At 61.5% G+C, this 25880-nt stretch carries 29 protein-coding genes; 14 read left to right on the forward strand and 15 right to left on the reverse strand.

Translation table 11 applies throughout. The annotated features are described in order from the left end of the window. The 3 genes from LB559_RS27145 to LB559_RS27155 form a co-directional block, all read right to left on the reverse strand. A partial coding sequence (locus LB559_RS27145; protein WP_263499158.1) for a VCBS domain-containing protein occupies positions 1 to 1285 on the reverse strand: 1285 nt, incomplete at its 3' end. Between the two features lie 1027 nt (positions 1286 to 2312). Then, on the reverse strand, positions 2313 to 2915 hold the full coding sequence (locus LB559_RS27150; protein ID WP_063170170.1) for a general stress protein: 603 nt from the start codon (positions 2913 to 2915) through the stop codon (positions 2313 to 2315). A 20-nt stretch (positions 2916 to 2935) separates the two neighbouring features. Further along, positions 2936 to 3679, reverse strand: coding sequence for a DUF4142 domain-containing protein (locus tag LB559_RS27155; RefSeq protein ID WP_224675416.1), 744 nt, complete (start codon positions 3677 to 3679; stop codon positions 2936 to 2938). A 163-nt stretch (positions 3680 to 3842) separates the two neighbouring features. Between LB559_RS27155 and LB559_RS27160 the strand changes: the two genes are divergently transcribed. The 3 genes from LB559_RS27160 (at position 3843) to LB559_RS27170 (ending at position 4846) form a co-directional block, all read left to right on the forward strand. Beyond that, positions 3843 to 4022 carry a hypothetical protein gene (locus LB559_RS27160; RefSeq protein ID WP_024502377.1) on the forward strand — a complete coding sequence of 60 codons (180 nt, stop codon included), beginning with the start codon at positions 3843 to 3845 and terminating at the stop codon, positions 4020 to 4022. 152 nt (positions 4023 to 4174) lie between these two features. Then, positions 4175 to 4429, forward strand: a complete 255-nt coding sequence (locus LB559_RS27165; RefSeq protein WP_013533177.1) for a DUF982 domain-containing protein — start codon at positions 4175 to 4177, stop codon at positions 4427 to 4429. Between the two features lie 90 nt (positions 4430 to 4519). Continuing rightward, on the forward strand, positions 4520 to 4846 hold the full coding sequence (locus LB559_RS27170; RefSeq protein WP_063170168.1) for a hypothetical protein: 327 nt from the start codon (positions 4520 to 4522) through the stop codon (positions 4844 to 4846). Positions 4847 to 4876: 30 nt separating this feature from the next. On the opposite strand, the gene LB559_RS27175 is transcribed toward LB559_RS27170, so the two are convergent. The 9 genes from LB559_RS27175 to LB559_RS27215 all read right to left on the reverse strand — a co-directional run bounded on the left by LB559_RS27175 (position 4877) and on the right by LB559_RS27215 (position 9354). Continuing rightward, entirely contained in the window at positions 4877 to 5209 is a 333-nt protein-coding gene (locus LB559_RS27175; protein ID WP_013533179.1) for a hypothetical protein, read from the reverse strand. 2 nt (positions 5210 to 5211) lie between these two features. After that, positions 5212 to 5571 carry a hypothetical protein gene (locus LB559_RS27180; protein ID WP_013533180.1) on the reverse strand — a complete coding sequence of 120 codons (360 nt, stop codon included), beginning with the start codon at positions 5569 to 5571 and terminating at the stop codon, positions 5212 to 5214. Beyond that, the gene (locus LB559_RS27185) at positions 5571 to 6791 is read right to left on the reverse strand and encodes an NRAMP family divalent metal transporter (RefSeq protein WP_318014185.1); all 1221 of its coding nucleotides are present in this window, start codon (positions 6789 to 6791) and stop codon (positions 5571 to 5573) included. Before LB559_RS27185 ends, LB559_RS27180 begins: the two co-directional genes overlap by 1 nt. Then, a complete protein-coding gene (locus tag LB559_RS27190; protein ID WP_224675418.1) occupies positions 6788 to 7324 on the reverse strand; it encodes a hypothetical protein in 537 nt (178 codons plus the stop codon). Before LB559_RS27190 ends, LB559_RS27185 begins: the two co-directional genes overlap by 4 nt. Before the next feature lie 324 nt (positions 7325 to 7648). Continuing rightward, positions 7649 to 7876: a hypothetical protein gene (locus LB559_RS27195; RefSeq protein ID WP_224675419.1), complete on the reverse strand. Its 228-nt coding sequence runs from the start codon at positions 7874 to 7876 to the stop codon at positions 7649 to 7651. A gap of 126 nt (positions 7877 to 8002) precedes the next feature. Next, on the reverse strand, positions 8003 to 8605 hold the full coding sequence (locus tag LB559_RS27200) for a diguanylate cyclase (protein ID WP_224675492.1): 603 nt from the start codon (positions 8603 to 8605) through the stop codon (positions 8003 to 8005). Between the two features lie 47 nt (positions 8606 to 8652). Beyond that, entirely contained in the window at positions 8653 to 8868 is a 216-nt protein-coding gene (locus LB559_RS27205; RefSeq protein WP_063170164.1) for a hypothetical protein, read from the reverse strand. Between the two features lie 4 nt (positions 8869 to 8872). Further along, entirely contained in the window at positions 8873 to 9091 is a 219-nt protein-coding gene (locus tag LB559_RS27210) for a hypothetical protein (protein WP_063170163.1), read from the reverse strand. Continuing rightward, on the reverse strand, positions 9088 to 9354 hold the full coding sequence (locus tag LB559_RS27215) for a hypothetical protein (RefSeq protein ID WP_063170162.1): 267 nt from the start codon (positions 9352 to 9354) through the stop codon (positions 9088 to 9090). Before LB559_RS27215 ends, LB559_RS27210 begins: the two co-directional genes overlap by 4 nt. Positions 9355 to 10053: 699 nt before the next feature. Here LB559_RS27215 and LB559_RS27220 point away from each other — a divergent pair. Next, complete coding sequence (locus tag LB559_RS27220) at positions 10054 to 11232, forward strand: zinc-dependent alcohol dehydrogenase (RefSeq protein ID WP_224675420.1); 1179 nt, start codon at positions 10054 to 10056, stop codon at positions 11230 to 11232. Between the two features lie 422 nt (positions 11233 to 11654). Here the strand turns inward: LB559_RS27220 and LB559_RS27225 are convergent, their stop codons facing one another. Both LB559_RS27225 and LB559_RS27230 read right to left on the reverse strand, forming a co-directional pair. Beyond that, positions 11655 to 12032 carry a response regulator gene (locus LB559_RS27225; protein ID WP_224675421.1) on the reverse strand — a complete coding sequence of 126 codons (378 nt, stop codon included), beginning with the start codon at positions 12030 to 12032 and terminating at the stop codon, positions 11655 to 11657. Continuing rightward, entirely contained in the window at positions 12029 to 15139 is a 3111-nt protein-coding gene (locus tag LB559_RS27230; protein WP_224675422.1) for a CheR family methyltransferase, read from the reverse strand. Before LB559_RS27230 ends, LB559_RS27225 begins: the two co-directional genes overlap by 4 nt. Before the next feature lie 334 nt (positions 15140 to 15473). Here LB559_RS27230 and LB559_RS27235 point away from each other — a divergent pair, with 334 nt between their 5' ends. Beyond that, complete coding sequence (locus LB559_RS27235; RefSeq protein WP_164920080.1) at positions 15474 to 16067, forward strand: response regulator; 594 nt, start codon at positions 15474 to 15476, stop codon at positions 16065 to 16067. Positions 16068 to 16169: 102 nt separating this feature from the next. Here the strand turns inward: LB559_RS27235 and LB559_RS27240 are convergent, their stop codons facing one another. Continuing rightward, positions 16170 to 16442, reverse strand: coding sequence for a hypothetical protein (locus LB559_RS27240; RefSeq protein WP_013533191.1), 273 nt, complete (start codon positions 16440 to 16442; stop codon positions 16170 to 16172). A 205-nt stretch (positions 16443 to 16647) separates the two neighbouring features. Between LB559_RS27240 and LB559_RS27245 the strand changes: the two genes are divergently transcribed. From LB559_RS27245 to LB559_RS27285, 9 genes are all read left to right on the forward strand, one after another. Further along, on the forward strand, positions 16648 to 17754 hold the full coding sequence (locus tag LB559_RS27245; protein ID WP_224675423.1) for an NAD-dependent epimerase/dehydratase family protein: 1107 nt from the start codon (positions 16648 to 16650) through the stop codon (positions 17752 to 17754). Next, positions 17751 to 18824: an NAD-dependent epimerase/dehydratase family protein gene (locus LB559_RS27250; protein WP_224675424.1), complete on the forward strand. Its 1074-nt coding sequence runs from the start codon at positions 17751 to 17753 to the stop codon at positions 18822 to 18824. The genes LB559_RS27245 and LB559_RS27250 overlap by 4 nt, the downstream gene beginning before the upstream one ends. After that, positions 18821 to 20113 carry a TIGR04295 family B12-binding domain-containing radical SAM protein gene (locus LB559_RS27255; RefSeq protein WP_013533194.1) on the forward strand — a complete coding sequence of 431 codons (1293 nt, stop codon included), beginning with the start codon at positions 18821 to 18823 and terminating at the stop codon, positions 20111 to 20113. Before LB559_RS27250 ends, LB559_RS27255 begins: the two co-directional genes overlap by 4 nt. Continuing rightward, complete coding sequence (locus LB559_RS27260) at positions 20098 to 21198, forward strand: glycosyltransferase family 4 protein (RefSeq protein WP_063171479.1); 1101 nt, start codon at positions 20098 to 20100, stop codon at positions 21196 to 21198. Before LB559_RS27255 ends, LB559_RS27260 begins: the two co-directional genes overlap by 16 nt. A 2-nt stretch (positions 21199 to 21200) precedes the next feature. Continuing rightward, positions 21201 to 22331, forward strand: coding sequence for a glycosyltransferase (locus LB559_RS27265; protein WP_127370015.1), 1131 nt, complete (start codon positions 21201 to 21203; stop codon positions 22329 to 22331). After that, on the forward strand, positions 22328 to 23422 hold the full coding sequence (locus LB559_RS27270; protein WP_013533197.1) for a glycosyltransferase: 1095 nt from the start codon (positions 22328 to 22330) through the stop codon (positions 23420 to 23422). The genes LB559_RS27265 and LB559_RS27270 overlap by 4 nt, the downstream gene beginning before the upstream one ends. Beyond that, entirely contained in the window at positions 23419 to 24522 is a 1104-nt protein-coding gene (locus LB559_RS27275; RefSeq protein ID WP_224675426.1) for a glycosyltransferase, read from the forward strand. The genes LB559_RS27270 and LB559_RS27275 overlap by 4 nt, the downstream gene beginning before the upstream one ends. A 23-nt stretch (positions 24523 to 24545) precedes the next feature. Further along, positions 24546 to 25592, forward strand: a complete 1047-nt coding sequence (locus LB559_RS27280) for a UDP-glucuronic acid decarboxylase family protein (protein ID WP_224675427.1) — start codon at positions 24546 to 24548, stop codon at positions 25590 to 25592. Positions 25593 to 25685: 93 nt separating this feature from the next. Continuing rightward, the gene (locus LB559_RS27285; RefSeq protein ID WP_013533200.1) at positions 25686 to 25871 is read left to right on the forward strand and encodes a hypothetical protein; all 186 of its coding nucleotides are present in this window, start codon (positions 25686 to 25688) and stop codon (positions 25869 to 25871) included. Positions 25872 to 25880 lie beyond the last annotated feature (9 nt).

The raw sequence follows: 25880 nt of genomic DNA on the forward strand, positions 1-25880 counted from the left end.
CGTCATTGGTGCCGTGGATGGTGACGGTGACCAGCTGCTCGACCGTTCCGCCATGGCCGTCGTCGACGGTGACGGTGAACTTCTCCGTCGCGGTCTCGCCCGCCGCCAGGTATTGGGTGGCGGCGTTGGCGACCTCGTAGGTCCAGCCGACGGTGCCCGGTTGGGTCGCGCCGTCCTCGCTGACGGCCCCCATGGTCAGCGTGCCGCCGAGCGTGTTGCCGGCATCCGGCGCGACGCTGGTGGTGTGGGTGTCGATGAGGTCGATGTCGTTGAAGGCGATGGTGCCGGTGTCCGACAGCGTCGGCGCAGTCGTATCCTCGGTCACCGCGCCGTCGGCATCGGTGCCGGCGACCGTGATGGTCGGATCGTCATTGGTGCCGTGGATGGTGACGGTGACCAGCTGCTCGACCGTTCCGCCATGGCCGTCGTCGACGGTGACGGTGTAGTGCTCGACCACGCTCTGGCCGGCGGCAAGATACTGGGCGGCGGCGGCGTTGAGGGCGTAATGCCACTGGACGGAGCCGGCGGCCGCGCCGGCCGCCTCGCTGACGGAATCGAGCGAGAAGGTGCCGAGCGCCGTCTCGCCGGCGGTCGCCGCGAACGAAGCGGTGTGGCCGTCGATGAGATCGACGTCGTTGAAGGCGATGGTGCCGGCGGCGTTGAGGGAAACGGTGAGGTCCGGCGTCGTCGGGGCGTCCTCGACGACCGCGCCTGTCTGCGGCCCCGAGGTGATCACAGGCTTGTCGTTGGTGCCGTTGATGGTGACGGCCACGACCTGGGTCGCGGTGCCGCCATGGCCGTCGTCGACGGTCACGGTGTAGTGCTCGACCACGCTCTGGCCGGCGGCAAGATACTGGGCGGCGGCGTTGTTGAGGGCGTAATGCCACTGGACGGAGCCGGCGGCCGCGCCGGCCGCCTCGCTGACGGAATCGAGCGAGAAGGTGCCGAGCGCCGTCTCGCCGGCGGTCGCCGCGAACGAAGCGGTGTGGCCGTCGATGAGATCGACGTCGTTGAAGGCGATGGTGCCGGCCGCGTTGAGGGAATCGGTGAGGTCCGGCGTCGTCGGGGCGTCCTCGACGACCGCGCCTGTCTGCGGCCCCGAGGTGATCACAGGCTTGTCGTTGGTGCCGGTGAACTGGACAATGGTCGTGGCCCAGCTCAGCGTGCCATTGCCGAGTTGAATGGCGTAGGTCAGCTTGTCGGTGAGAACCTGTCCCGCGGCAAGTGCCTGGAGCTGCGCAGCGATACTGGCCGTGTCGTAGTGGATCGTGCCATCGCTGGCCATCCAGATCTTGGCTCCTAATAGGCTTGTGTCGGTGGTCCCGGCGGCTCCCGAACTATCAGTAGAATATGTCGTGTCGCGCGTGAGCAAGTCCACTGGCGAGGGTGTCTTTGTCGACGTCAACCCACCTTCGGGAATCGAGTTATCGATGGAGTAGAGCTGTTTGGCTGCGCCTCCCAGATCATTCGCCAAAACATTCAGGATCAGGACACCGGTATCATTTTCTGAGAGGAGAAAAAGGTCATCCTTCGCCTGCGGCGTGTTGGAGAAAGACGTCGTGGTGCCGCCGGCACCGGTGACCTGAGTAGCCATTTTTCAACCCCCCTTTTAAGAACAGACGCCTCATCTGTTTTATCGACAGTACTGAACGACCGGCTGCTTCCAGCCGAAGAAAAACCGCGCGAATCCAGGCAGGCATGAATTTTCGCCCTCATCCAGGCACACCGGCGCGCTTGGAACAGCCGCCTCAAGCTGGCCATTCACGGACGGATATTGACCCGATGCTGCTGGACGCGACGATCTGGTCGTCACGCTACGTTCCCTACCCAACCTACATCGTCAAACTCGTGGCTTTCGACCACGAACTTTAGATTCTTCTTATATTAGGAGATTATTAACTCTTATAGAGAGGAAGCGTCAACGCCCAACTTGGCCGAACAGTTAATAGTCGAACATAAGGGGAGCCACAGTCACTAGAATCGAGTTGTGAGATCGAACAGGCGCACGCCCGATATGAGCCAGGCGGCAGACGTGCGGCTCAGCGTGACCAGAGCCCGCCAGCGCACCACCATACCAACACCGCACCTTGATCGCTGAGTACTTTTCGTGCAGCACGCCAACCCGACAGCCAGCCAGTTCGCTTGAACGGTCGGGGATTCAACTGAGATCACTTAACGCGCCGGACAGCCGGGAAGCTTCATGCCCTTGCTCACGGAGATCTTGAAGCCGGGCAACTCGAACATCTGTCCCACACGCTCCGTAGCACTTCGTGAAACCTCGTCGTTCGGTACGTGCGACCACACCTCCTCGTTCAAGGCCGATTGATCGCCCGAGCGCTGTCGCGATCGGTCTCGTCAGGGATATATTCGCCGGCATTGGCATCGAAGCCGGTCCAGCCGCCAGCCTCGTAAGCCCTGCGGCGTTCGGCAAGATCGACCGATCTGGATTGCCCCAGAATTTCCTCGGCATTTGCAATGAGTTCATCGTCCACCCTGGCCGTGACCAACGTGCCGCCGCGGCGTACGCCCTCCGCATACACGTGGGCATCGTTCTCGGGCACGCCGGACTCCGTCAGAGCGCCGACAATGCCTCCGACCGCACCGCCTGCCACCGCCCCGGCAACGACACCTGTCGCGGTGGCGGCGAGCCAACCCGCCGCGACCACAGGTCCGACGCCCGGGATGGCCATGACCCCCAGCCCTGTCAGCAATCCGCCGGCACCGCCGATCACGGCTCCAATCCCCGCGCCAGCCCCGGCATCCTCGGCAGCCTCCGAACGGTCGCCCTCGTACCAGTCATCCGAGTTGTTGGCGACGATGCTGATGTTCGCATGCGGGACGCCCGTGGCTTCCAGTTCGCGGACCGCGTCGGCCGCGTCGTCATAGTTGTCGAACAGTCCAGTTACCGTTTTCATTGATTTCTCCTGATCCGTGCTCACTTGCTGGCGGCAACGACGTTGCCCTGATAGTCCAGGCCGACGGCGAGGCTTTCGCCTGCCTTGGTGGCATGGCCCCGCCAGATGCCCTGGTCGTCCTTGGTAAGCTTCGACACGTTGGTATAGCCTGCACCCTCGATGCGGCTCTTGGCCTGGGCTTCGGTGAAGCTGTTTGCGCCGGGAACGAGAGCGGCGGCATTGGGGGTATTGTCGGTCTTCACCGCCGGTGTTGTCGCTCCCGTGATGGCGTCCTGCCCGGCTGCGATCTTTTCGATCATCTGCTGGTGCGTCTTCAGCGTATCGACCGTTTGCTGGGCGAATGTCTTGAGCCCGGCGTTGTCGCCGCCGCTGGCATAGGTTTCGAACAGCTTGACGGCGTCGGCATGCGCCTTGCGCTGCATGTCGACATAGGCTGGATCGATCGGAGCCTGCGCATTCTTGAGCTTGTCGAGATCGCCCTGGTGCTGGGCATCAAGCGCCGGCGGCACTTTCAATTTTTGTTCGCCGGCCACCGTTGCCAGCTTGTCATTGGCCGCGCCGTGATCGCGGATCATCATCTGGGCGAAGTCCTTGATGCTCTGGTCCTGAACCTTGCTCAAGGCAATCTGGCTCGAGTCGACTTCGAACTTGCCGCCGATGGCAGCCTTGTCGACGAAGGCCTGGGCGCTGTCGGCAGCAAAAGCAGGCACGGCGAGAAGAATGGAAGCAGCGGCGAGCGATGCGAAAAATTGTCGTGTTTTCATCGGCTTTGTCCTTGCCTGGGATGCGTCGCCCTAACAGGCCAAGATGCGCTTTGTTCCGATACCCAGACGACATGCCTGCAGGCCCGGCAGCACCACGATCCACGCATGAGGCTGCCGGACTATCTCGCGTGAGATCTGCCACATCGACGGAAAATGTGGAGAAGTGACAGGCGACAGGAACGCCGGCACCATGAACCAGCGTGGCTGCAAAAAAGCCGTGGTCGAGACAAGCAGTTTCCAGGCGCCGCTATTCTACATGCAGCATGGGTTCGAGGAATTCGGCAAAGTCGAATTCGGAATTCCAGGGCACGCACGCATCTTCCTTCGCAAGGACCTGTTGTAAGTCTTGGGACGGGCGCGCACGGACGGCCAACGGCTAGTTGTTTCAAACGCCAGGTGCTCTGGAACAAATCGACGGTTGCGGAGTTAAAGCGCGTCGCGACGCGCAGTCTTGCAGCGGCGTGTCGAATAGAGTGCATCCCGCTGGAGAGGCATGTGCGTACTGGACATTTCAGAAAGCCGATTGTCATTCAACCTGGCCGGATAGACCGCGACAGGGTTGTGGTTTCGGTGTCGGACGCAGCCGAAGTGCTGCTGCGGGACTGGCCAAAGCCGACATCCGAGAGGCGTCTTGCCGCGATCAGAGCGTGCCTTGCCGTCATGCGAGGCGAAAAGCCGACAAGGGCGGCACGACAGGCGTTCATCGTTGCGGCCAAGGACGCCAGGATTCTGCTGAGCGAGCAAGTCTGACCGTGGTGGGTCGCCTCAGCGCATGCAAGCTTGGTTCCGCCGGCGCCTGCAAGTGCGATACTGCCGAGATCGGTTCGAAGGGGAGAGATTATGGCTAAGGTTACAGGTCTCACGGCTGCCGCGGCCAGAGGCGAAGTTCAGGCAGGAGCAACGCACGACAAGACGCCGGGGTTCGATCCCGCCATTGCCCCGCTTGAGACAGACGCAGAGGCCGCGGACACACAAAATCCGGTCGCTGAGACAAGTCCGCCGCGCACTCGTCCAAAATTCGAAAACGATGCCAGCTTTGCCAATGCCATGCGTCCGGTCGAAGGCGAGCCGGAACTGCGGCCTGGCGGCAACTGGCCGGTGTTGGTGATTGCAGCTGTCGTTTTGACAGCAGCCGTGGTCTTCCTGGCGGCAAGCATGCTGCGCTGAGACTAATCCCGACGATGCAGCACCCACGACCTATTCCTGGAGGTCCGGCGCGTCCTTCATGCCTGAGAGTTCAGTCATTGGGCACAGCAGCCGCGGTCGCGCGGGATCGGAGATGTCGAGCTTGTCCCAAGGAATGCGGTATAGACCGTCGCGGCGGCGTAATCGGAAAAGATCCAGCACCGCCACGCCTATGGCCGAGGCCGAAAGACGCTCGAAAGCAGCGTAGACCCCGACGTGGAATTCGGTGACGACGAAATCGTCACCATCCCGTTCGGCGCGGATCTCCTCGATATAACCGACATTCTTGCCGCGCTGCGAGAGTACGCGCCGCCCCGCCAGATGCTCGAGATTGACCGTGATCATCATCAAGCTCCCGGAATGCGCCCGATGATATGGTCGCGCAACCAGTCCTGCCAGGCGAAGATCGACGTTTCTCGCACATCGATGTCGAACTCGATATCGATGCCGATATCTTTCACCTTGCGCCAGGCGATCCGATGAGGTTCGCCATGCTGCGTGCCGCCCAGCTTGACCGCGAGCCGCGCCATCCAGCGCCCGGGCCGTGCGCCGAGGCGACGCGCCAGGGTGATGGAGCCGAGCTCGATGGCAATGATCCGAGGCGGCTTGCCAGGCCGCAACTGCGCCACCAAACCGTCGACCTTACCGACCTTGACCTGCTCGCGGTCGACCACCTGCTTGTCCAGGAGATCACGCAGCAACTTCATCATGTGCCTCCGAATATCTGCAGCGGGATGGTCACCACCGCCAGTACGAAGCCAAGCGCGATGATGAAGATGACGGCGGCATTTGACAAAATGCCGTTGCGATGCTCGCCGACATAACGTTTGTCGTTCAGCAGAAACAGGAACGGAACGACGGTCAGCGGAAGGCTGGCAGCCGTCAGCGCCATGGAAAAGATGGTGAGCCTCAGCGGGTCAAGACCAAGCGCGATGGGAATAGCCGCCAACAGCAATGATATCGTGTAGGTGGCGCTGAAACCCGGATCGTCGCGCGGCTTGCGATCCTCGCCCCAATTCCAGCCGAACCCTTGGGCCACAAGATAGGCCTGTTGCAACCCGACCTCGAGTGCGGCGCCGAAGCAGGCGATGGCGAGAGAAGCAACAAACAGCACGAAGCCCCAGAAGCCGAATATGGGGATCAGCATCAACGGCAATTGGTGATAGTCGTCCACCTGGGTGACGCCATGCGTGGCGAGCACGAGAGCGGCCACGATCAACACGCCGATCGAGATGGTGCCCCCGAAGGTCATGCCCAACCCCGCTATCGCCCGATTGGCGCCGAGATAGCTTTTGTCCCACCGGTCCTCGATGGCCCCCGAGGAATAGAACATGAACAGGTAGGGCGATATCGAGGCGCCCAGAATGCTGACCGCCATGAACCAGTAATTGGCGGCATCGTGGACCGGCAGCGAAGGCACGGCGCCCCTTGCGACTGCCGTCCAATCAGGTCTCAGCATCACCGCTCCGACGACGAAACACAGCGTCACCAGACCGAGAAACGACACGCCCTTCTCGATGACGCCGAACGTGCCTTTCCAGAGCAGCAGCCACGCCAGCAAAGCCACCGGCAGTGCCCACCACTGGAAGCCTATGCCGGTGGCAAGTTCGAGCGCAATGGCAACGCCGCCGATCTCGGCGGACAGCACCAGGAAATTGACCAGCAAGGCGGCAAGCAACGGCCATAGAAAGACGTTGAAACCGAACCTTTCGCGGATGCCGTCGGAGATCGCGTGATGGCTCACGGCCGCGAACCGGCCGGACATTTCGACAAGAAAGATGATGCAGACGGTGCCGAGCACCACCGCCCAGATCAACTGGAAGCCAAACATCGCGCCTGCCTGCGCCGCCGTCGCCATGGACCCAACTTCGAGGAAGCCGCCGACGCTGGTGACGACGCCGAGGGATATTTCCATGAGCTTCTTCATGGCTTCGGCGCGAAGTACTTGGCGTAGGCGGCAGCGAGCGAACGCGACGCCAGCCGTAAATCCTGTTGCGCGTCTTGGACTTCCAGCCGGTCATCTGCCTGCAGTCCGGCCTCGGCACGCGTCACCGCGACCGACAAATCATTGACTGCTTTTGTCAGAGAAGCTTGCTCGGTGGGTTCACTGGTTTCGGCGGACCGGATTTGCGCCCCGACATCGGCAAGCGTCTTGCCGATCGATTGCAGCGTGTCCACCGTGTATGCGGTCGGCGCCGCGCCGCCCATCCAAGCGTCGAGCAACATCGATGCGGTCTGTGCCGCGGAAGCCGCTGTTCGTGATTGCTGCTCGATCTCGTCGGAAGACGAGCATCCCGCCGACACGCACAACAGCAACAGCAAGCACAAACAATCCAGCCGGAAATGACGGCCGCTGAGGATCAAATTCGGCGTTTGGTGCGCCACAAGAATAGTCTCCCCTAGTGCCGAACGAGCGGTGGTCGGCTTGAATTGACCTAGAGCGTTCAGCGGGCGCGTCAACGAAAGCCCATCCGGCGGGGCGGCTGCAGGGCATGTGGACGCGACAGATCTCAGCCGGCCACCGCAACTCAAGCGAAACAAAGGATCGCGTGCGGAATTAGGAGCACAAGGAGGCGGCGGAGCCGACTTCAATTCCGTCCTGATCATCACGTCGACGTGAATGGACTGCTGGCACGGAGAATCCCGCAATGCCTCGTCTCATATCCTGGATAGTGATCGTGGCAGTCGTGATCGTCGCGGCTTGGCTGTGGTTCGGCGGCCATAGAGCAAGCAACGATGGCGGCAGCCAACCCGCGCCTCACGCGATAGACCAGAACGGGTAGGTCAATCCTGATCGGCCGGGCTGCGAGGGGCCACGATCCTGTATTCGTGGATCAGGCCGAAAACCTGATTTCTCACCGTCTCGCGCGCTTCGGGCTGGATGAAAGGCATTAGCCGGTCGACGCTTTCAACGAGTTCCGGCGGCAGGTCCGCCACCGCATCCGTGAGTTCGCTGGCATGTTCATACATGTTGTCCGTCAGCTTTTTGTCGAGGTCGGAAAGGATGCCCATCATCACGCTCCATGTCTGTCCTCTCCCGTTCTGTTAATGACCAGTCCGGCAGAGATGTTCCGCGCGAGACGGCGCTCAGACCGCTGAGTACTTGTGGTCAAGGGAGCATCGTTTCAGACCGCCCCATCACCGCAACGTCGTGTGGCCCGGGTCGCGTCGCCTGGCTTTCGGCGGGATCAGCCTCCCGGCATTGGCCCGTAAGCCCCTGACGAATTTCTCCACATACGGAAGCAACTCGAAAAGTACGATCACGGCCATCACGCAGACGATATAGATCAGTGGCAACTGCTGCGATTTCCAGACGATATCGAAGCGCGCGGTTTCCGGCCCCGCCCCGAACAACGCAAGAAACTGCGTCCAATGGAGGGAGACGACGCTGACCAGGCCCATCAGCGGGATCATTTCCAGAAAGCTGTGCACATGCTGTTCGATCGGCGTTACCCTGCGCGCCGTGGTTGCATAGCGTACATCCCACATCGCCGTCGCCTCGTGGATGAAGAAGGTGACGATCATGACAGCGATGACCAAGGCATTCACCTCGAGGAACATGGCTGCCAGCAACGGCACGCCTACTTCGGCGAACATCAGAAGATGGATCAAGGATTCCTTGGCGCCCGTGGTCGACTCGATATGTGAGGCGCGGTGGCAAAGCCAGTCTGCAAAGCCAGCGACAAGCCAGACGGGAAGCAGAAAGTACATAAGGATCAGCACGGTGGGACCTGACAGCATAAACGCGTCTGGCCTGGTTCGAGGTCTACTCAGAGACGAGCTGTCGATCACTGCCCAGGCATTTCGGTGTTTTCCTTGGGATTCTTCTGGACGCCCGCGGCTGGTGAGGTATCCGCCGGGGCGTTGCCACCCTGGTTCTGTTCAGGCGCGCGTTTCAGCGGCGAGGTCTGCCAGCCCATATCAATGTAGAAAAAGCCGACGACGAAACCGACAATGATGACTGCGGCTATCACCAGCGAGATTATCGCGTTGCGTCGCTCCATAGGCCTAGCCGCCACTTGGCTTGGGAGATGCAGGCTGGGCTGGCTGCGTACCTTGCTGATCGCCGCCGGTGCTGGTCTGCGGTGTCGGGTTGGTGTCCGTCGTGGGATTCTTGTCGACCGGTTGGCTGTTCGTGGTATCCGTCTTGGACTTGGCTGGATCGGCATTGTCATTACACGCCGCCAAGGCGAGCAATGCGGCCGACATCAAAAGCACTGCCCTCATGCTGATTTCTCCTGGCTGAGTTCGGGCGAAGCCGCCTGCCAATGACCTATCCGGTCGAACCGCACCGACAGCCCTTGTTTGACGGCGCTTCTGGCCAGCAGATGGTCCAGTTCGGCGTCCTCGATCGGGCTTCGTACGACCTGGCGGATGGCCTTACAGGCGAGTTCGGTCGAGACGAAATCATATCTCCTGCTCCTGGCGACAACATATTGTTCGACCAGCATCTTTACGCGCCTGAGCGCGATTTCTTCCGCGAATTGCATTTTGTTCCTCCTGCACGCCGAACTGCTGAACGGGTACGTTGTTCCAAAGATTTAAAACATCGCGGCCTGCCCATAGAAAGCCCGCGCTGCCGCGAGGGCGCGCGGGCTGATCAGGCTGAGGGGACCCGACCGTGCAGCATCAAACAAGGGGAGCGATGACGCTGCACGGCTACCGAACTCGCACAAACTTGAGTTGTTCCACCGCCATCATGAGTTGTTCATAGTCGAATGTGCCCAGAACAAAATCGCTTTTCATGGCCGGCATAAAGCCGCCCATTCAATCCTATCCGTACGGAACAATCAGCCTCGATGGTGGTTCGGCCGAAGCGAAATTCGGAGGACGTTATGACGAATGAAAAGTTGGCCGTGGTGAGGGCAAGGTCGGCACCGATGAGAAGGACAATCCCACCGATGTAGTCATAGCCGGTTACGAGGCGATGATGGCCGGCGAGGAACAAGTCATCAGCAGTTGGAGAACAAGCTGCAGGTCGCCGCGGCGCATGTGATGCCGGCAGGCACGCTGGCTGAACAGCACCGCAAGATGGCCGAGCCGGGTTCCGCATTCAAAGACTGAACAATCGGGCATCACGGCAGCAACTCCCATGTGTTGACCTGTATATCGACGGATTGCTGCAGACGCTCAGACGGTGCCTTTTACACGATTTGCCTTCCAACCTTCTTCCAACAAGGAGCAACCTCATGAAAGCGCTCACATGGCACGGCAAAGGCGACATCCGATGCGACCAGGTGGCTGATCCCGCTATAGAGGATGATCGCGACGTCATCATCAAGGTCACCTGCTGCGCCATATGCGGCTCGGACCTGCATCTGATGAACGGATATATGCCGACCATGGAATCGGGCGACGTGCTTGGACACGAGACCATGGGCGAGGTCGTGGAAGTCGGCCGCGGCCATTCGAAATTCCGGAAGGGTGACCGCATCGTGGTGCCGTTCAACATCTCATGCGGCGAATGCTGGTTTTGCCAGAAGGGGCTGTTCTCGCTTTGCGACAGGTCCAATCCCAATGCCAAACAGGCCGCCGAAGTGATGGGACAATCCCCGGCGGGCCTGTTCGGCTATTCGCATCTGGTCGGCGGCTATTGGGGAGGGCAAGCCGAATATCTGCGAGTCCCTTTCGCCGATGTCGGTCCGATAAAGGTGCCCGAAGGAATGGACGACGAACAGGTGCTGTTCCTCTCAGACATCTTCCCGACCGGCTACATGGCGGCTGAAAATGCCGGCATCGAGCCAGGCGATACCGTCGCTATCTGGGGCTGCGGTCCGGTCGGCCAGTTCGCCATCCAAAGCGCATGGATGCTCGGCGCCGGCCGCGTCATTGCCATAGACAAGGTGCCGGAGCGGCTGGCGATGGCTCGCGAGCACGGCAAGGCCGAGACGCTCGACTTCAGCAACTCCGATATTTACGACGCCTTGATGGCGATGACCGATGGCCGCGGTCCTGATCGCTGCATCGACTGTGTCGGTACCGAGTCGGATCCCGGCGCCAGTGCCGACGCCATGCTCGACAAGGTCAAGGCCGCCGTCTACCTCGGCACCGACAGGCCGCATGTACTGCGCGAAGCAATCTACTCCTGCCGCAAAGGCGGCACCATCTCGGTGCCCGGCGTCTATATCGGTCTCGTCGATCATATTCCGTTCGGCGCCGCCATGAACAAGGGCCTGACCTTCCGGATGGGTCAGACCCATACTCAGCGTTACCTCGAACCGCTCCTGGACATAGTCCAGAAGGGCGACATCGATCCCTCCTTCGTGATCACGCACCGGGCGGATCTCGGAGCCGGGCCGGATCTCTACAAGACGTTCCGTGACAAGCAGGATGGCTGCATCAAGGTGGTGATGCGGCCGCATGGTTGAGGTGTCGGGCTCTCGCACCAGGTCTGCCCTGAGTAAGTCGGCGGCCGTGGATCGCAATGGACCCGTTGGCACCTGGAACCTTCGATCGCGGCGACGGTTTGACCTGCAGACTTCACAGCGGCGGGACTACCGTGCCCCACCCGATGCAAAGAAAGGTGCTGCCATGAGCAATGAGAGTTCCACATCGAAACCCAGCGTCCGGTCTCCGAACGCCGATGGTCTGCCGCACCCGAGACGGGACGCCAGTGACACGGATGCCGGTGGCAAGCCGGAGACGCCGAAAACCGCAGGCACATCCCGGCCGTCGACCGCGCCGCTTGACAATCCGGTTGCCAATCGCAACGCCGGGCGGCCGCGTCAGGCGAGCACCACGCCTCGGCCGGCGGACAAGCCCCTGGACTGATCGAAACCGCCTGTTGAAATCACGAAGAATGCGTGTCGGGACGAAGCGATGCCAGGTCGGCCAGGGTGTTGAGAAGTGCAGCGTCGCCTGCCGGCTTCGGCACGAATTTGCAGTTTCGGAAGGGTTTGGGAACGTCACGGGGCCCAAATCCGGTCATGAAGGCGAAGGGGATACCGCGAGCCAACAGTGTTTCGGCCACGGGCAGACTTGTTTCACCGTTCAATTGAATGTCCAGCAGCGCCACGTCGACTTTGCCTGCATCGATAAGTTGACGAGCCGCGGCGACCGACGAGACCGGGCCGATCACGGGATAACCCGCCGCACGCAGGCGAGACGCGACGTCTTCGGCGATCAGCCATTCGTCCTCGACCACCAGAACGCGCGGCCTGTCGCTCACGGCGCCTCCTTGTGGTTTGCCGGAAACGCAATCTGGACGCTGAGGCCGTCCTTGTGGAACGCGGTCTCGACATGGCCGCCCAGCCTGTAATCAATTTCACCCTGCAACAAGGTCAGCCCAAAGCCATTGTCCAACGGCGCCTTGACAGGAGGGCCGTCCTTTTCTCGCCAGCCAAATGTGAAACTGTCATCGTCGATCGACCATTGCACACTGACCTTGCCGTCGGTTTTTGACAAAGCGCCATACTTGGCCGCGTTGGTGGCCAGTTCATGGATGGCCATACTCAGGGAAAGCCCCTGTTGCGGACCTAGTTTGACATCCTTGCCATCGAGTTCGATCCGCTCGATGCCGAATGGTTCGAGCTCCTGCTGGAGCATTTCCCTGACCGAGGCTTCCTTCCATCTCTCCCGGGTCAGCAGGCCGTAGGCCCGCGACATGGCATGCAGGCGGCCGATCAGCGCATCCGCGAACTCCTCCTTCGTATCAGAACTTTCCCGCGTGCGGCTTGCAATGCTGGCGATCACCGCAAGCATGTTCTTGACCCTATGGTTGAGTTCCGAGATGAGCACCTGCTGATGCTCTTCCGCCTGTGCCAGAGTGGTGACATCGACAAGTGTCACCACCACGCCCTGGATCCTGTTGCCCTTGTCGCGATAGGGATTGATGCGGACCATGTGGAACAGGCCCCTGGCATCGCGTGCCAGATGGTGATTCAGGATCTCGCCTGTCTCGAAGACCTTGTCGATGTGCTGCTTCAACTCGGGGTAGTCGAGCTGGCTAGACAGATCCGTCAGCGGCCGGCCGACATCGGAGGGACGCAGGCTGAAGAAGGATGACGCCGCCGGCGTGAAGGTACGGACCACAAGGCTGCGGTCGAGGAAAATGGTCGCGATGTCGGTGCTTTCGAACAGGTTGCGCAGATCGCCGTTGACGTGGTCGAGCTCCTCTATCTTGGCCGTCAACTCGGCGTTGATCGTGTTGAGCTCCTCGTTGAGCGACTGCATCTCCTCCTTCGAGGCTTCGAGTTCCTCGTTGGTGGACTGCGCCTCCTCATTGACGGAGACGAGTTCCTCGTTCGACGATTTGACCTCCTCCAGCGCGGTCTCGTATTCCTCGATCGTCGATTGCAGGCGCTCCCTGGTGTCGCGCAGCTCCCGCTCGAGATCGGCGGTGCTGTCACTGTCACGGCCGCCGCCGTCTTCCTCTGAGCGGGCCTGGGTCGGCCCCGACGGTTCGAACAGGACGAGATAAAGCGGCTCGCCATTGCCACGTTCGGTGAGCGGTTCGATCGTGAGCCTGATCGGCTGGACCCGTTCGTCGTCTTCCTCTACGATGAGGTTTTCCCGCACCACTGTGCGGCGCGTCGTCGTCGCTTCCCGCAACGCGGCGCGGAGGTCCAGTCGCAGCCCACGCCTAGCCATCGTCAGCAACTGCCGGCTGGGAATCCCTTGCGGCGCTTCGAGATATCTGCCGGTCCTGGCCGAATAATAGACGACATCGCCCTCGGCGTTGACCAGGACATGCGGCGGAGCGAAGCGCTCCAGCACCTGCGCCTCGACAGCCTGGCGCAGCGGATAACCGGCGGCTCCCTTCCTTAAGCCGGCGCTTTCAGAGGGAAAGACGCCGGAACGGCTCTCACCGATCAAGGCGGGCAGCCTGATATGCGGCGAGGCATGCTCGCGCGCCTGGAAGAGACGATGTTTCTTGTCGACAGTGGCAAACAGATTGTCGTGCTGCCCAACGCTTTCGGAGGTGCCGAGGAACAGGTAACCGCCGGGCTTCAATGCATAGTGAAAGACAGGGATGACACGGCTCTGGATGCTCGGGCCGAAATAGATCAGCAGATTGCGGCAGGAGACCAGATCCATGCGCGAGAAAGGCGGATCGCGAATGACGCTGTGCGGCGAGAAGATGCACAGTTCCCGTATCTCGTTGCTAATGACATAGCTCTCTCCGTCGCCGTTGAAGAACCGCTGTCGGCGTTCGGGTGAAAGCCCTTGCAGCAAGGCTTCGGGATAGCGTGCCGCCCGGGCCACCGCCAGCGCAGGCTCGTCTATGTCGGTGGCAAATATCTGGACGCGCGGAACGACCGTAAGCGTCTCCATGTGTTCGCGCAGCAGGATGCCGATGGAGAACACCTCCTCGCCCGTGGCGCATCCGGGAACCCAGACCCTGACGGTGTCGCTGGCGGTCTTGCCTTCGAACAACTGCGGTATGATCTTTCGCTCGAGCAACTCGAAGGCATCGGGGTCGCGAAAGAAGTTGGTGACATTGATCAGCAGATCGCGAAAAAGGTTCATCACCTCGCGAGCATCTTTCTTCAGCCAGTCTATATAGGCGCTGATGGAATGGACCTGGGCGATCTGCATGCGTCGCTTCACGCGGCGCAGAAATGTCTTGGTCTTGTAGCCCGAGAAGTCGTGGCCGGAGTGGCTGCGCAGAATGGCGTATATCTGTTCTCGCACCTTATCGATGTCGGCCGTCTGGTCGCCATCTTCTTCCGCCAGCCCTTCCAGCGTGTCGAAGCCGCGGGCGAAAGCCTCCAGCTTCGCCCCGATCTCCTCGGCGGGCACAGCGACGTCGACGAGCCCGCTGGCAATAGCGCTCTGTGGCATGTCGGGATTGCGCGGCCCGTAGCCGTCGTGCGCTTGCGCGACAGTGAGGCCACCCCGCTCCTTGATCGCCTTGGCGCCCAGCGTTCCATCGGAATCACCGCCCGACAGAATGACGCCCACGGCATATTCGCCCTGGTCTTCAGCGAGCGCACTAAAGAAGATGTCGACGGGTTTGCGCTCTTGGGTAAGCCCGTTGGGCCGCCGCAGGCGCAGCACACCGTTGGCGATCGCCAGAGTGACGTTTTGTGGCATCACGTAGACGTGGTCAGGTACAACAGCTATGCCATCCTCGGCCACAACGACAGGCATCTCGGTGTAGCGGCTGACAACTTCATGCAACAGACTTTCTCGCTTCGGGCTGAGATGCGTGATGATGATGAACGCCATGCCGGGCTGGCTGGTAACGCCTTTGAACAAGCCTTCCATCGCGGGAATGCCACCCGCGGACGCGCCGATGCCAACGATGGGAAATCTAGTCGATCGGGCAGTCACGGCATGTCCCCCTTTCGCCGACCCGACATGAAGTCTCCTCAAGGCCGGATCGAACAGGACACAACCATATAGCGCGCAAGACGTATGGAACAAGACGTCAGGGATGACGTTGAACCCGATATCAATGGTGGTTCAATGACGAAACGCTCTGCTGACATAAAACTCCGAGCGCCAGTGGTGTCAGGGGCGCCTGGATCGCTAGCAGATTCCGATGCGGGGCCCGTCCCGGATCGCATGCTGATGCTTGCGAAGCGGTTGCAGGCGGCCCTGGATGACAGAATTCGGGAAGCGAATGCGCTGCATGCTAACCTCCGTTCCAAGAAAGGATGACGATGTGCGCGACCTGCGGGGGCTGCATATTCTGATAGTCGAAGACGAATGGACGCTGGCGGGAGATCTTGCGCGGTTCTTCAGCAATATGGGCGCCATCATTCTCGGGCCCGCCGCAACCGTCGAACAGGCATCCAAACATACCGAAACGGCCGAAGCTGCAATCCTCGATGTCAATCTCAATGGCCGACGTGTGTTTCCAATCGCCGATGAGTTGATGCGCCGGGGTATCCCCTTCGTGTTCTTCAGTGGCGATGACGACATCGCCATTCCCGATCATCTCCGCTACGCCAGCAATTTGCGGAAATCCTCGGGCAGCCAGGCGGTGTTCAACGCACTTTTTCCCCCGCAGGCACCGGGGCGGGCGAGTTCCATGCCGGACCCGTGCGACGATGTCTTCGCGCTTTTGCCTAAACTGCGACTTGCGGCTCGCCTTTTGCTGGGAGACGTCGACGCATCGGATCGGCTCGTCGAGAGGACGCTCGAGCAAGCGATCCGGGATGTCGACCGCAGACAGCTTGGTCAATCCACTGAAAACTGGCTCAACGGCATCATGCGAGAGATGGCGAAAACCCGCGGCGCAAACCTGATGCATTAGTTTTACCCTCCCTCTCAGGCTGAAGTGGTAAGCCGCGGGGCCGTCATTGTTGACCACATCTCGAAAACTGGGCCGTACAGATCAGCCGCTTGGCTTGTGTCATCAGTCCTTCTGATCGCGCTCGACGAATTTGTTGAAACGGCTGGCTTTCCCCTCCCCGGTCTTGGCCTGATACAGAAAGGCCAGATCGTTCTCGTCGAATATCCGGAAGAACTCGTCCCATTCGATGGGCTCGAATGCTTCCTCAGGCTCACCGAAGTCGATCCGCAGGATGCCGCCCTCGCCTTTTGTGCGCACCACTGCCGGCCGGCCGTCCCGCTCCTCGGCCCACTTGCGAATTTCGTCGTGGTCGGTGGTCGTTTGCGACTGAGACATTGAAATCTCCTTTGATCGGCGTTGCCCCATGGGACACGCGGGCTGTCGGGCGTCCTAACAGCACAAGGGCGTCAATGTTCCAGCACCGCGCCGTGATCGCGATGCCGGCCCAACGAAGTCCGCCAAAGGAACTTTGTTGAAGCAAGGGAACAAACCTTTTGCCGAAAAGTTCGGGGCGCCGAGGTTACTTGTCTGAGGAGTCGTCGTGAAACGCATATTGGTTACAGGAGGCTGCGGCTTCATCGGCCGGCATGTCGCACAGGAACTCGTCGAGCAGGATTATTCGGTTCGCATCCTCGATGCGCTGCTGGAGCAGGTGCATTCGGGCGAAGCCGTTGCGCTTCCCGCCGGGACCGAACTGATCAAGGGTGATGTCCGAGACCGGGAGGCGGTCGCCAGTGCGCTGGAAGGTGTTGAGGCGGTCATTCATCTGGCGGCGGAAGTCGGCGTCGGACAATCGATGTACGAGATCGCGCGCTATGTCAGCGCCAATGATCTCGGCACCGCAACGCTACTTGAAGCACTGATCAAGCACCCGGTCGAACGGATCGTCGTCGCCTCGTCGATGAGCGTCTATGGCGAAGGGCTCTATGCAACGCCAGACGGCCGGCGCATCGACAATGCCCGGCGCAAGGCGAGCGACATCAAAAGCGGGCAATGGAATCCGCTGTCGCCAGAGGGAGCCCCCCTCTCGCCGCTGCCGACGGACGAAGAAAAGCCGGTCGATCTCGCCTCAATCTATGCGCTGACAAAATACGCACAAGAACGCGCTGTGCTGATCTTCGGCGAGGCCTATGGCATCGATGCTGTCGCGTTGCGCCTGTTCAATGTCTTCGGCGCCGGCCAGGCATTGTCGAACCCCTATACCGGCGTGCTGGCCAACTTCGCTTCGCGTCTCGCCAACGGCCAACGGCCAATGATCTTCGAGGATGGCGAACAGAAGCGCGATTTCGTCCATGTGCATGACGTCGCCCGCGCCTTTCGCCTTGCACTGCAGCAACGCCAGGCAAAGGGTCATGTCATCAACATCGGCAGCGGCCGAGCCTACGCGATCAGCGAAGTCGCACGATTGCTGGCCGAGGCCATGGGGACACCGAACCGCTCGCCCGAACTGCTCGGCAAAGCGCGCTCCGGCGATATCCGCAACTGCTTCGCCGATATTTCCAAGGCCCGTGAGCTGCTCGGTTTCGAGCCGGTGCGGCAACTGGAGAATTCGCTCGGCGATTTCGTTTCCTGGGTGCGTAACACGTCCGCCGTCGACCGCGGCGCCGACATGAAACGCGAGCTCGAAGAACGCGGGCTGGTGTCATGAACACACGTAATCGACGCGACGCGCCGGTCGCCATCGTCGGCGGCAGCGGCTTCATAGGATCGAACCTCGCCGACAGCCTGTTGTCGGATGGCGAACCGGTGCTGGTGATCGACAATCTCAGCCGTCCGGGCGTCCAGCAGAACCTTGAATGGCTGGCACAAAAACACGCCAGTCGCCTGACGGTGGAGACCATCGACGTGCGGGACGCCAACGCCTTGGCGCCGGCTCTGACGGGTTCAAAGGCAATTTTCCATCTGGCCGCGCAAACCGCCGTCACCACAAGCCTGGTCCAGCCGCGCGAGGATTTCGACATCAACCTTCGCGGAACATTCAACGTACTGGAGGCGGCGCGACTGAGCGGTGAGCGTATTCCTGTTGTCTTCGCCAGCACCAACAAGGTCTATGGCAGCCTGCCCGACGTCGCGGTCCGCGAGGACGGCGACCGCTATGTGCCTTGCGACAGCGTCATCCAGGCGAACGGCATCGATGAGGCTCGGGGCCTGGACTTCTGCACGCCCTACGGTTGCTCCAAGGGCGCGGCGGACCAGTATGTGCTCGACTACGCCAAATCCTACGGCATGCCGACGGCGGTGCTGCGGATGAGCTGCATCTATGGACCGCGCCAGTTCGGAACCGAGGACCAGGGCTGGGTCGCGCACTTCCTACTCAGCGCGCTGACGGGACGCCCCATCACCATTTACGGTGACGGCAGGCAAGTGCGCGATATCCTGCATGTTTCCGATGCCGTCGCCGCCTACAGGGCCGTACTCGACCACATCGAGACGACCAAAGGCCAGGCATTCAATCTTGGCGGCGGCCCGGAAAATGCGCTCAGCCTGCGCACGCTGTTGAGCGAGATCCGTGGCCTGACCGGCCATGAGCTTTCAATCCGCCATGATGGCGAACGCACCGGCGACCAGCCCTTCTTCGTCGCCGACACCCGCAAGATCAAAACCGCGCTTGGCTGGATGGCCCAGGTTTCATGGCGCGAAGGCGTCCGCGACCTAGCCGACTGGCTGCAGCGCCACCGGCTCGAGCCTCACCCCGAAGCCGTGAGGTACGTCGCATGAAAATCGCTCTGGTAAACCCATTCTGGACCTACGACGACAGCATCTATTTCGGCTGCCGCCAACCACATCTGCCGCTGGAACTCGGCTATTCGAAGGCCCTGCTCGAAGCCGCCGGACATGAGGTGCTGATGCTGGATGGTCAGTTGCAGAAGCTCGACAATTCCGGTCTTTGCGAGCGGGTGGCCGATTTCGCCCCGGCAATGACTGTCGTCAGTACCGCGCCGACCTATCTGTTCTGGCGCTGCGCACCGCCGGAATTGCGCGTGCCGGCCGATTTCCTCAACCTTCTCGCCGGGCGCGGTGGACGCACGGTCGCCGTCGGGCCGCACGGCTCGGCCACGCCGGCGCCAACCTTGCGCAAGCTCGGCGTCGACATCGTCGTGCGCGGCGAATGCGAAGAAGTCGTCGAGCAACTTGCCCGGCGCGACGATTGGAGCGCAGTGCCCTCAACCGCTTATCTGCGGGATGCCAGGGTGGTTTCGAACGGCGGCGTCCACGCCAGCTCGTTTGTCGATCATCCACCCCTCGAATGGCCTGCGGACTGGATCGCAGCCCATTCGCACCACCATCACAGGTTCGATGACAATCAGGTCGGGTTCGGCGCGGAAGTCGAGGCATCGCGCGGCTGTCCCTACAATTGCAGCTTCTGCGCCAAGATCGATTTCCGTGATGCCTATCGCCGTCGAAACCACGAAGCGGTGGTCGCGGAGATCGATCGGCTGATTGCCCAAGGTGTCGGCTACATCTACTTCATCGACGAAATCTTCCTGCCGCAAAAAGCGTTGCTGGAAGCCTTGGTCGATCGCAATGTGAAATTCGGCGTGCAGACCCGCATCGATCTGTGGAAGCCCGAGCTGCTGGAATTGCTGGGCGCCGCAGGCTGCGTCTCCATTGAAGCAGGGCTCGAAAGCCTGACGGTTGAAGGCCGGGCGATGCTGGCCAAGCGCTGCCGGCTGGGCACCGAGGAACTTGCCGCGCTGCTCGTCGATGCTAGACGTCACGTTCCATTCGTTCAAGCCAATCTGATCGGCGTGGTCGAGGATGATCCCGCCCTGGTCGAGCACTGGCGAACCCACCTGATCGACCACGGCGTATGGGCCAATGAACCTGTTCCGCTTTATCCGTATCCGAGTTCGCCCAGCTATCGCGAGCTTTGGGGCGAACCCGACGACCTTGCCTGGGAGCGCGCCCATGACCACTATCTCGCATCCTTCCAGAAATTCAGTGACATCCAGGAGAAGCGGCCCCGGCCGCTGGCGGAACTGGAGGCGACATGTTGCGGACACTGACGCCGCGCTCGCGGCGCATCCTGATGACCGTCGATGCCGTGGGCGGCGTATGGCGCTATGCGCTTGATCTGGCAAGGGAACTTGTGAACGGCGGCGACAGTGTGGTGCTTGCCGGGCTCGGTCCCCAGCCGACGAGGCAGCAGGCTGCGGAGGCAGAGGCTTTCACCACGCTGATCTGGTTGAACACGCCGCCGGATTGGATGACCCACAACGGCGGCGACCTGGATGCGCTACCGCTAGAATTGCTTGCGCCCATGCGCGACCACGCCATCGACCTAGTCCATTTCAACGCGCCGACGCAGGCGGCGGGATTCGATGCGCCGTGCCCAGCCGTGGCGGTCTCTCATTCCTGCGTGACGACATGGTTCCACGCCGTCAGGAAACAGGCAGTGGATGGCGCATGGGCCTGGCAGAAGGAGCGCAACAGGCGTGGCTTCAATAGGGCCGACGCAGTCATCGTGCCGAGCCGCAGCCACGCCGACATGCTTGAGACCTGCTACGGCCCGATCGCGCGTCTGAGTGTGGTGGGAAATAGTGCCAGTCCGGTGCCGAAGGCCGAAAAGCGCCAACCGCTCGTCTTCGCCGCTGCCCGCTGGTGGGACGAGGGGAAGAATGCGGCGGTGATCGACCAGGCCGCGTCGCTGACGCGATGGCCCGTCTTTGCCGCCGGTTCGATGCACGGTCCGAACGGCGGGCGTACCAGCTTCAGCTATGCTGTTCCTCTGGGAGCACTGCCGTCTCACGAGGTGCGCTCCTTGATGGCGCGCGCCGGCATTTTCGTGTCGCCGTCGATCTATGAGCCATTCGGTCTGGCCGCGCTGGAAGCTGCCATGTCGGCGACGCCCCTGGTGCTTTCCGACATCGCAACCTATCGCGAACTATGGGACGGGGCTGCGATGTTCTTTGACGCGCGCAATCCGCACGACCTCGCTGCCGGCCTCAATCGTCTTTCCAGCGATGCCGAACTCAGGCGAGAGCTCGGCCAGGCAGCGATGCGACGGAGCCGCCGGTTTACACTGGCCAGGCAAGCGGCAGCCATGCGAGGCGTCTACGACAAGGCGGCCCTGGCTATGGCGGGGCGTTGACCATGCGCTTTTTGTTCTACACCCACTCGGTCGTATCCGACTGGAACCACGGCAATGCCCATTTCCTGCGCGGTATCATGCGGGATCTGATCGCGCGCCAGCACCAGGCAGTCGCGCTGGAGCCGTCCGACGGCTGGAGCCGTTCGAACCTGTTGGCCGAGAAGGGATCCTTCGCCATCGAACGCTTCCGCAAGGATTTCCCAGAGTTGATGCCGGTGACCTACAATGCCGGGTTCGATCACGAGGCCTGGATCGCCGAGGCCGACGTTGTGATCGTTCATGAGTGGACGGATCCGGAGCTTGTCGCACGCATCGGCCGTGCCCGGGCCGCTGGCGGCAACTTCATCCTTCTGTTTCATGACACCCATCACCGGGCCATATCGGCGACCGAGGCAATCTCGGCGCTACGGTTGGAGCACTATGACGGCGTCCTCGCCTTTGGCGAGACCTTGCGCGAGAGCTATCTGCGCGCCGGCTGGGGCAAGCGCGTCTTCACCTGGCATGAAGCCGCGGACGATCGCCTGTTCAAGCCGCACCCAGAGATCCATCCCATGTCCGATCTGGTCTGGATTGGAAACTGGGGCGACGATGAGCGGACTGCCGAACTCAAGGAATTTCTGATCGAGCCAGTACACGATCTCGGTCTCGAGGCCACTGTTCACGGCGTACGCTACCCCAAGCCCGCACTTGCGGACCTGGCCGCCGCCGGACTGCGCTATGATGGATGGATCGCCAATGCCGATGTGCCGAAGGCGTTCGCCGCGCATCGTGTCACCGTTCACATCCCACGGCGCCCCTATCGTGAGGGATTGCCTGGAATTCCGACGATCCGGATGTTCGAGGCGCTCGCCTGCGGCATTCCGCTGATTTCAGCGCCCTGGTCCGATGTCGAGCAGTTGTTCAGGCCCGGCGTCGACTTCCTGTTTGCGGAGAACGGCTCTCAGATGCGCCAACACTTGCGGGCGGTATTGGCCGATGCGGATTTCGCGGCTTCCCTGGTGACTTCGGGCCTCGAGACCATTCGCTCCCGGCATACCTGCCAGCACCGCGTTGACGAGCTGTTCCGCGTGCTCACGGCATGCACGACCGAACATACCATCAACAACACCACCGCAAAGGAAGCCGCCGCATGAAGATGGCATTCTACGGATCGAGTCTTTTGTCGTCCTACTGGAACGGTGCCGCAACTTACTATCGCGGGTTGCTGAAGGCGCTTTCCCAATTGGGCTACGAAATCACCTTCTATGAACCCGACGTCTACGACCGGCAGAAGAATCGCGACATCGAGGCGCCTGACTGGTGCACTGTCGTCGTTTATGAAGCGACCCAGCACGCGCTGATGCAGGTCGCGGCACGTGCCGCCAGCGCCGACATCGTCGTCAAGGCGAGTGGCGTCGGTTTCGAGGATGAGGCGCTGCTGCGCGCCGTTCTCGACCACGCCCGCAGCGACGCGCTGGTGGTATTCTGGGACGTGGACGCTCCGGCAACCCTTGCCCAGTTGCGCGACGAACCGGACCATCCGCTCCATAGCGCCCTGCAAGAAATCGACCTTGTGCTGACCTATGGAGGCGGCGACCCCGTGGTATGGGCCTACCGTGCCATGGGGGCGAACGAATGCGTGCCGATCTACAATGCGCTCGATCCCCAAACGCATTATCCGGTCACCAGCAATGCGCGTTTCGCTTGCGATCTGGCGTTCCTTGGCAACAGGCTGCCGGATCGTGAGGCACGGGTCGAAGCGTTTTTCCTCGATCCCGCATGCCAGCTGCCGAAACAGCGTTTTCTGCTCGGTGGATCGGGCTGGGGGGACAAGCCGCTTCCCGCCAATGTCGGCTGGCTCGGTCACGTCGGCACCCGCGATCACAATGCCTTCAACGTCACACCCAAGGCGGTTCTGAACATCAGCCGCGACAGCATGGCCGTAAACGGTTTTTCACCGGCCACGCGTGTCTTCGAGGCGGCCGGCGCCGGCGCCTGCCTCATCACCGATGCGTGGCTGGGCGTGGAACTGTTCCTGAAACCAGGCGAGGAGATCCTGGTGGCGCGCGACGGCGGCGATGTCGCCGAGATCATGTGCTCGCTGACCTCCAGTCGGGCAAAGGCAATCGGCCAGGCCGCACTTTGCCGCGTGCTGGCCGATCACACCTACGCGTTGCGGGCGGACGTGGCCGATGCAGTCTTCAAACGTCACTTCGAGCAGGGGACCGTGGAGGCAGCGGAATGACCAAGCAATTGGACATCGTCTTTCTTGGCCTGTCGCTGTCCTCGTCCTGGGGAAACGGCCACGCCACGACGTTTCGAGGCCTGCTGAAAGGTCTGCACGAACTCGGCCACCGCGTGACCTTTCTGGAGCGCGAGGTGCCGTGGTACGCAAACCACCGCGATCTGCGCGATCCGGATTTCTGCGCCTTGCGCTACTACGAAACCACTGCGGAGTTGCAACGCGACTACGCCCGGTGCCTGGAGCAGGCCGACATCGTCGTCATCGGCTCGTTCGTGCCGGAAGGGCGCGTGGTCATCGACATCGTCGCTTCACTTTGCAAAGGGCGCTTCTGCTTTTACGACATCGACACGCCGGTGACCGTGGCGCAGCTTTCAGCCGACGATTGCGATTATCTGAGCTGGCGGCAGATTCCTTACTTCGACGTCTACTTCTCGTTCACCGGCGGGCCGATGCTTGGCCGTCTGGTGGAGGACTTCGGCGCGCGCCGCGCCGAGCCGCTCTACTGCTCGGTCGACCCGGAACGGCACCACCGGACCGGCGATCCGATCCGCTGGGATCTCGGCTATCTCGGCACCTACAGTGCCGACCGGCAGGCAAGGCTGAACGCGCTGCTGCTCGAGCCCGCACGGCATATGCCGGACCGGCGTTTCGTCGTGGCCGGCTCGCAATACCCATCCGACATCATCTGGCCGGACAATGTCGAACGTATCGAACATCTGCCGCCCGCCGATCATGCCGCGTTCTACAGCCGTCAGCGCTACACGCTGAACGTCACACGCAGTTCCATGATCGCCGCGGGATGGTCGCCCAGTGTGCGCCTGTTCGAAGCGGCGGCTTGCGGCACGCCCATCATCAGCGATCGCTGGCCAGGGCTCGACAGCTTCTTTCCCGCTTCCGCGATCCACACCGCCGGGGAAACGGACGATGTCGTCGAGATCCTCTTCGGCGAGTCCGAGCGCACACGCCTCGCCATGGCCCGCCGGGCCCGCGAACGCGTCCTCGCATCCCACACCGGTGCGGCCAGGGCCCGCGAATTCGTGGCGGCGTTGACACAGCCAAGGGCGGCGGCCCTCGATTTCGACATCGGAAGCGCAGCATGACCAGCAGACAGGAGAAAACGGCGATGCGACAAACACGAAACGCGCGAAGGGCAAAGGCAGTGCTTGTTGCCGGCGGTGCGGGATTCCTCGGTTCGCATCTTTGCGAAACATTGCTCCGCAACGGCTGGCGCGTGATCTGCGCCGACAATTTTCTGACTGGGCGCATGGAGAACATCATCTCGATCATGCACCATCCGGGTTTCCGGTTGATCGAGCAGGATATCTGCCGGCCATTGGATCTCGGCGAGCCCGTGGAGCGTATCTTCAACCTGGCATGCGCTGCCTCGCCGCCGCGTTACCAGGCCGACCCTATCCACACCACGCGAACCTGCGTGATTGGAACGCTCAACCTGCTCGAACTCGCTGTCCGATATGACGCGCGGCTGCTACAGGCCTCGACGAGCGAAGTGTATGGCGATCCGGAACAGCATCCCCAGAGGGAGGATTATGTCGGCCACGTGAACTGCACCGGTCCGCGCGCCTGCTACGACGAGGGCAAACGCACCGCCGAAACGCTTTGCTTCGACTATCTGAGAGCCGGCAAAGCCGACGTGCGCGTCGCGCGCATCTTCAACACCTACGGTCCGAGAATGGATCCGGCGGACGGCCGCATCGTCTCGAACCTGATCATGCAGGCGCTCGAGAAACGTCCCCTGACGATCTTCGGCGACGGCTTGCAGACGCGATCCTTCTGCTATGTCTCCGATCAGATCGATGGATTGAGGCGCCTGATGGATATCGATCCCAATCCAGGCAAGCCGGTCAATCTGGGCAATCCCGGAGAATTCACCATCGTGCGACTGGCTGCGTTGGTGAAGGCGATGACGGGTACCAAATCGGATCTGAGATTTCTACCGCTGCCGCAAGACGATCCTCGGCGCAGGCAGCCCGATATTTCGCGTGCAAAAGCGCTGCTCGGCTGGACGCCGAAGGTGCCCCTCAACGAAGGGCTCAAGCTGACGATCGATTATTTCGCAGCTCTCGAAGGCAGCCGCATCGGCGATCAGATGACCGGCTTTGCCAAAAGAGCGAGGCCCGCACCCGGAGGGCTGCAGAACCTTCCGGCGTGATGCGAGATGGCACCGAACCTTTCCCGAGATCGTGCGGAACATCCGCCCAGGCTTGTGGTTTGGCAGGAGGACCCGATACGGAGGATCACCCTCATGCAACCCAAGCGCCCCTCGAGGGATATCGACCAGATGGCCGAACGCGAGACCGCTGCCTATCTGCGGCGCGCCTCGATTACCTATCTCGAGTGCTGCGTCAGCCTGATGATGACGCATCTGCAGCGCGAGGAAGTGGCCACTATTCTCGAGCAGGAAGCAGACATGCTGCGAAGGCTGGACTGATCGGAACGA

Origin of the sequence: Mesorhizobium sp. BR1-1-3 (assembly GCF_020165455.1) — a bacterium.
Taxonomy (GTDB): Bacteria; Pseudomonadota; Alphaproteobacteria; order Rhizobiales; family Rhizobiaceae; genus Mesorhizobium; species Mesorhizobium ciceri.